The sequence below is a fragment of the Pseudolysinimonas sp. genome, assembly GCF_031389465.1.
Taxonomy (GTDB): domain Bacteria; phylum Actinomycetota; class Actinomycetes; order Actinomycetales; family Microbacteriaceae; genus Pseudolysinimonas_A.
Map to the genome: position 1 here is coordinate 1 of NZ_JANMSQ010000090.1, position 5,889 is coordinate 5,889.

The window sequence follows — 5,889 nt, forward strand, 5'->3', positions numbered from 1 at the left end:
CTCGCCATCCTGAAGTTCGCGCCGCAGAGCGCCAGCGAGCCGGTGTACAAGCTGGTCGCCTCGGCGATGGCGAACGCCCGGGTCAAGGCCGACGCCTCGAACTCGTTCCTCGACGAGCAGGACCTCGTGATCGTGCGCGCCTACGTCGACGAGGGCACCACGCTCAAGCGTTTCCGACCGCGGGCTCAGGGTCGCGCGTTCAAGATCCTGAAGCGCACCAGCCACATCACCGTGGAGGTGGCGACCCCCGACGAGATCGCCGGTACGGCGACCAAAAAGCAGAGCGTCGCGGCAAAGAAGGAGGCCAAGTAATGGGCCAGAAGGTCAACCCCTACGGCTTCCGCCTGGGCATCACCACCGACCACGTGTCGCGGTGGTTCACCGACTCGACCAAGCCGGGTCAGCGTTACTCCGACTACGTGACGGAAGACGTCAAGATCCGTCAGCTGCTGAAGACGAGCCTCGACCGCGCCGGTGTGGCGAAGATCGAGATCGAGCGCACCCGGGACCGGGTCCGCGTGGACATCCACACGGCGCGCCCGGGTATCGTCATCGGCCGCCGTGGCGCCGAGGCCGAGCGCATCCGCTCGGATCTCGAGAAGCTCACCAAGAAGCAGATCCAGCTCAACATCCTCGAGGTGAAGAACCCCGAGGCCGAGGCCCAGCTCGTCGCGCAGGGCATCGCCGAGCAGCTCTCCGCCCGTGTCGCGTTCCGTCGCGCCATGCGCAAGGGCCTGCAGGGCGCGCAGCGCGCCGGCGCCAAGGGCGTCCGCATCCAGGTCTCCGGTCGCCTCGGCGGCGCGGAGATGTCCCGCTCCGAGTTCTACCGCGAGGGCCGCGTGCCCCTGCACACGCTCCGCGCGAACATCGACTACGGCTTCTACGAGGCCCGTACGACGTTCGGTCGCATCGGCGTGAAGGTGTGGATCTACAAGGGCGACATCACCAACAAGGAGCTCGCTCGCGAGCAGGCGTCGCAGAAGTCGACCCGTCCGGAGCGTCGCGACAGCGGCCCCCGTGGCCGTGGTCCGCGTTCCGACGCCCCCGCTACCGCAGGAGCTGAGGCGTAACCATGCTCATTCCCCGCAAGGTCAAGCACCGCAAGCAGCACCACCCCGGACGTTCGGGCGCTGCGACCGGTGGCACCAAGGTCAGCTTCGGCGAGTTCGGCATCCAGGCCATCACGCCGGCGTACGTGACCAACCGCCAGATCGAGTCCGCGCGTATCGCCATGACCCGGCACATCAAGCGTGGTGGAAAGGTGTGGATCAACGTCTACCCCGACCGCCCGCTGACGAAGAAGCCTGCCGAAACCCGCATGGGTTCCGGTAAGGGTTCGCCGGAGTGGTGGATCGCCAACATCAAGCCGGGCCGCGTGCTCTTCGAGGTTGCCGGCGTCCCCGAGGAACTTGCTCGGGAGGCGCTCACCCGAGCGATCCACAAGCTGCCGTTGAAGGCCCGCATCATCAAGCGCGAGGAGGGGGACGCCTGATGTCCGTCGGATCTAAGGAGCTCGCCCCGACCGAGCTCGACACGTTCGAGAACGATCGGCTGATCGACGAGCTGAAGAAGGCCAAAGAGGAGCTGTTCAACCTGCGCTTCCAGTCGGCCACCGGTCAGCTCGAGAGCCACGGCCGCCTGCGCGCCGTGAAGCGCGACATCGCCCGGATCTACACCGTCATCCGCGAGCGCGAGCTCGGCATCCGTGCCACGCCCGCCCCGCTCGAGGTGCCTGCCAAGGGCGCGAAGAGCACCGCCGCCAAGCGCCGTACTGAGCCTGTCGAAGTGAAGACGGCCGCTAAGCGCCGGATTGAGCCTGACGAAATCACGTCGGACGAAACGACGGATGTCGTGGAGCCCGAGACCACTGAGGAGAGCAAGTAATGGCTGAGGTCAAGGCCGCGGCGCCCAAGAAGGCGCCCGCGAAGAAGGCAACGGCCGCGGGTACTGCATCTGCTGCTGGCCTTTCAGGCCATGAGTCCGCCGCGCACGACGTGCGCGACGAGAACGCCCGTGGCTATCGCAAGCTGCGTCGTGGCTACGTCACGAGCGACAAGATGGACAAGACGATCGTCGTCGAGGTCGAGGACCGCGTAAAGCACCCCCTCTACGGCAAGGTCATCCGTCGCACCTCCAAGGTCAAGGCCCACGACGAGCAGAACACCGCCGGCATCGGCGACCTGGTCGTCATCGTCGAGACCCGCCCGCTGTCGGCATCGAAGCGCTGGCGTCTCGTCGAGATCGCAGAGAAGGCGAAGTAACCCATGCTTCAGCAAGAATCCCGCGTCAAGGTCGCGGACAACACCGGCGCCAAGGAGCTGCTCGTCATCCGCGTGCTCGGAGGCTCCGGCCGCCGGTACGCCGGACTCGGCGACCAGGTCGTCGCGACCGTCAAGGACGCGATCCCGGGCGGCAACGTGAAGAAGGGTGACGTCGTCAAGGCGGTCATCGTTCGCACGATCAAGCAGACCCGTCGTGCCGCCGGCTCGTACATCAAGTTCGACGAGAATGCCGCCGTCATCCTCAAGAACGACGGCGACCCCCGTGGCACCCGCATCTTCGGCCCGGTGGGCCGCGAGCTGCGCGACAAGAAGTTCATGAAGATCATCTCGCTGGCGCCGGAGGTGCTGTAACCCATGGCGAACATCAAAAAGGGTGACCTCGTGCAGGTCATCACCGGGCCGAGCCAGGCCCGCGGCGGAGACCGCGGCAAGCAGGGCAAGGTCATCGAGGTGCTCGTCGAGCGCGACAAGGTCATCGTCGAGGGCGTGAACTTCGTCACGAAGCACGTCAAGGTCGGCCAGACCCAGCGCGGCACCAAGACCGGTGGCATCGAGACCCACGAGGCCCCGATCCACATTTCGAACGTCGCTGTTGTCGACCCCAAGTCGAAGAAGCCCACCCGCGTGGGCTTCCGCGAAGAGGTCGTCGAGAAGAACGGCGTCAAGAAGAAGGTTCGCGTCCGCTACGCGAAGAAGTCCGGAGAGAAGCTCTAATGGCTACCGCAACTGCTGCGAAGGCTGTCGCTGTGTCTTCTGAACAGCGCAGTCAGCCGCGCCTGAAGCAGCGCTACCGTGCCGAGATCACGGCGGCGCTCACCGAGGAGTTCGGGTTCACCAACCCGCACCAGGTGCCGCGACTGGTCAAGGTCGTCGTCAACACCGGTGTCGGTGAGGCGGCTCGTGACTCGAAGGTCATCGACGGCGCGATCAAGGACCTCACCCTGATCACCGGTCAGAAGCCGCAGGTCACGAAGGCCCGCAAGTCGATCGCGCAGTTCAAGCTGCGTGAAGGCATGCCGATCGGCGCGCACGTCACCCTCCGGGGCGACCGCGCGTGGGAGTTCGTCGACCGCCTGGTCACGCTCGCCCTGCCGCGTATCCGCGACTTCCGCGGCCTCTCGGACAAGCAGTTCGATGGGCAAGGCAACTACACCTTCGGCGTGGCGGAGCAGAGCATCTTCCACGAGATCAACCAGGACAACATCGACCGCGTCCGCGGATTCGACATCACCGTGGTGACGACGGCCAAGAACGACGACGAGGGACGCGCCCTGTTGCGCCAGCTCGGCTTCCCGTTCAAGGCCGCCGACGCCCAGGCCTAACGGCCGACGATCAAAGAAGGTCGAGTCCGGGTGTACCCGGGCTCGAAACCAATTGAGATAAGGAAACCGATTCACCATGACCATGACGGACCCTGTGGCCGACATGCTGACCCGTCTGCGCAACGCCAACCGCGCGTACCACGACGAGGTCTCGCTGCCGAGCAGCAAACTCAAGACCCACATCGCCGAGATCCTCCAGAAGGAGGGCTACATCGCCGGCTGGAAGATCGAAGACGCACGCGTCGGCTCGACGCTCACGATCGACCTGAAGTACGGGCCGAACCGCGAGCGCTCGATCGCGGGCATCAAGCGCGTCTCGAAGCCGGGTCTGCGCGTCTACGCGAAGTCGACCGAGATCCCGCACGTTCTCGGCGGGCTCGGCGTCGCCATCCTGTCTACCTCCTCGGGGCTCCTGACCGACCGCGAGGCGACCAAGAAGGGCGTAGGTGGGGAAGTCCTCGCCTACGTGTGGTGATCTGAGATGTCGCGAATCGGACGCCTTCCCATCGCTGTCCCCGCGGGAGTCACCGTGACCATCGACGGCCGTGCCGTTCAGGTCAAGGGCCCCAAGGGCGAGCTGAGCCTGAACGTTGCCGCACCGATCGAGGTCGCCCTTGAGGACGGCCAGGTCGTCGTGACCCGTCCCGACGACGAGCGCAACTCGCGCTCGCTACACGGACTGACGCGCACGCTCATCTCCAACCAGATCATCGGCGTCACCGAGGGCTACACCAAGGGCCTCGAGGTCGTCGGAACCGGTTACCGGGTGCAGGCGAAGGGCAGCTCGATCGAGTTCGCCCTCGGCTACTCGCACTCGATCACCGTCGACCCGCCCGCCGGCATCTCGTTCGAGGTCGAGGGCAACAACAAGTTGACCGTCCGCGGCATCGACAAGCAGGCCGTTGGCGAGGTCGCCGCGAACATCCGCAAGCTGCGTAAGCCCGAGCCCTACAAGGGCAAGGGCGTTCGTTACGCCGGCGAGGTCGTTCGCCGCAAGGCCGGAAAGAGTGGGAAGTAATGGCTACCGTCAGCAAGTCCGCGCAGCGTACGCGTCGGCACACCCGACTGCGCAAGCGCATTGTCGGCTCACCCGACCGTCCGCGTCTCGTCGTGAACCGTTCGGCCCGCCACGTCTTCGTACAGCTCGTCGATGACAGCACCGGCCACACGCTGGCCTTTGCGTCGACTCTCGAAGCAGACCTGCGTTCCTTCAGTGGTGACAAGACCGCGAAGGCCAAGAAGGTCGGCGAGTTGCTCGCCGAGCGCGCCAAGAAGGCCGGGGTGGACGCCGTCGTGTTCGACCGCGGCGGAAACCGCTTCGCCGGTCGTGTCGCCGCGATCGCCGAGGGTGCCCGTGAAGGAGGGCTGAACCTGTGAGCGACGCAACCAACAACCAGGATGCGACCGAGACCGAGGTCGAGACCCCCGAGGTCGTGACCGCAGAGGTCGAGGCTCCCGAGGTCGAGACCACTGAGGTCGCCGCGGCTCCGGCCGTCGAGGAGGTTCCGGAAGGTCAGGTCGTCGAGACCGCTGCCGGAACCGCGCCCAGCACCAACGAGCGCGAGGCCCGCCGTGGGTCGCGCGAGCGTCAGCCCCGCAACGACCGCAACTCCCGGGATCGTGGCGACAGCCAGTTCCTCGAGCGCGTCGTGACGATCAACCGCGTCTCGAAGGTCGTCAAGGGCGGTCGTCGCTTCAGCTTCACCGCGCTCGTCGTCGTCGGTGACGGCAACGGCATGGTCGGCGTCGGCTACGGCAAGGCGCGCGAAGTGCCGCTTGCGATCTCGAAGGGCGTCGAGGAGGCGAAGAAGAACTTCTTCCGCGTCCCGCGCTCGGGCAAGACGATCCCGCACCCCGTGCAGGGCGAAGCCGCTGCCGGTGTCGTGCTCCTCCGTCCAGCTGCCGCCGGTACCGGTGTCATCGCCGGTGGCCCGGTTCGCGCCGTGCTCGAGTGCGCCGGCATCCACGACGTTCTGAGCAAGTCGCTCGGCTCGTCGAACACGATCAACATCGTGCACGCGACTGTTGCGGCGCTGAAGCAGCTCGAAGAGCCCCGCGCCGTTGCCGCCCGTCGTGGGCTGCCCTTCGAGGATGTCGCCCCGGCCCGCCTGGTGCGCGCCGAGGCCGACGACCTCGCCAACGCGAAGGCAGGTGCCTGATGGCCGCCCGACTCAAGGTGACCCAGATCAAGTCCAAGATCTCCGAGAAGCAGAACCAGCGTGACACGCTGCGCAGCCTCGGACTGAAGCGCATCGGCGACGTCGTCGTGCGCCCGGACGACAAAC

13 protein-coding genes are annotated in these 5,889 nt (G+C 66.3%); all 13 read left to right on the forward strand.

The window, feature by feature from the left end; all coding sequences use genetic code 11:
* Positions 1–312 (forward strand): 50S ribosomal protein L22 (gene rplV / locus RMO30_RS03490; protein WP_309709563.1); only part of this gene is annotated, 312 nt, incomplete at its 5' end.
* Entirely contained in the window at positions 312–1,070 is a 759-nt protein-coding gene (gene rpsC, locus RMO30_RS03495) for a 30S ribosomal protein S3 (RefSeq protein ID WP_309709565.1), read from the forward strand. The genes rplV and rpsC, both read left to right, overlap by 1 nt.
* A gap of 2 nt (positions 1,071–1,072) precedes the next feature.
* A complete protein-coding gene (gene rplP, locus RMO30_RS03500; RefSeq protein WP_309709567.1) occupies positions 1,073–1,492 on the forward strand; it encodes a 50S ribosomal protein L16 in 420 nt (139 codons plus the stop codon).
* Positions 1,492–1,884 (forward strand): 50S ribosomal protein L29, encoded by a 393-nt coding sequence (gene rpmC / locus RMO30_RS03505; RefSeq protein WP_309709569.1) that lies wholly within the window; start codon positions 1,492–1,494, stop codon positions 1,882–1,884. Before rplP ends, rpmC begins: the two co-directional genes overlap by 1 nt.
* On the forward strand, positions 1,884–2,261 hold the full coding sequence (rpsQ, locus tag RMO30_RS03510; RefSeq protein WP_309709571.1) for a 30S ribosomal protein S17: 378 nt from the start codon (positions 1,884–1,886) through the stop codon (positions 2,259–2,261). Before rpmC ends, rpsQ begins: the two co-directional genes overlap by 1 nt.
* A 3-nt stretch (positions 2,262–2,264) precedes the next feature.
* On the forward strand, positions 2,265–2,633 hold the full coding sequence (gene rplN / locus RMO30_RS03515) for a 50S ribosomal protein L14 (protein ID WP_309709575.1): 369 nt from the start codon (positions 2,265–2,267) through the stop codon (positions 2,631–2,633).
* Between the two features lie 3 nt (positions 2,634–2,636).
* Positions 2,637–2,996, forward strand: coding sequence for a 50S ribosomal protein L24 (rplX, locus tag RMO30_RS03520; protein ID WP_309709578.1), 360 nt, complete (start codon positions 2,637–2,639; stop codon positions 2,994–2,996).
* The gene (rplE, locus tag RMO30_RS03525; RefSeq protein ID WP_309709580.1) at positions 2,996–3,604 is read left to right on the forward strand and encodes a 50S ribosomal protein L5; all 609 of its coding nucleotides are present in this window, start codon (positions 2,996–2,998) and stop codon (positions 3,602–3,604) included. The genes rplX and rplE overlap by 1 nt, the downstream gene beginning before the upstream one ends.
* Before the next feature lie 76 nt (positions 3,605–3,680).
* Entirely contained in the window at positions 3,681–4,079 is a 399-nt protein-coding gene (gene rpsH / locus RMO30_RS03530; RefSeq protein ID WP_309709582.1) for a 30S ribosomal protein S8, read from the forward strand.
* 6 nt (positions 4,080–4,085) lie between these two features.
* Positions 4,086–4,622 (forward strand): 50S ribosomal protein L6, encoded by a 537-nt coding sequence (gene rplF, locus RMO30_RS03535; protein ID WP_309709584.1) that lies wholly within the window; start codon positions 4,086–4,088, stop codon positions 4,620–4,622.
* Positions 4,622–4,981, forward strand: a complete 360-nt coding sequence (gene rplR, locus RMO30_RS03540) for a 50S ribosomal protein L18 (protein ID WP_309709587.1) — start codon at positions 4,622–4,624, stop codon at positions 4,979–4,981. Before rplF ends, rplR begins: the two co-directional genes overlap by 1 nt.
* Positions 4,982–5,037: 56 nt before the next feature.
* Positions 5,038–5,763, forward strand: a complete 726-nt coding sequence (gene rpsE, locus RMO30_RS03545; RefSeq protein WP_309709589.1) for a 30S ribosomal protein S5 — start codon at positions 5,038–5,040, stop codon at positions 5,761–5,763.
* On the forward strand, positions 5,763–5,889 hold a 127-nt coding region (gene rpmD / locus RMO30_RS03550), incomplete at its 3' end, for a 50S ribosomal protein L30 (protein WP_309709591.1). The genes rpsE and rpmD, both read left to right, overlap by 1 nt.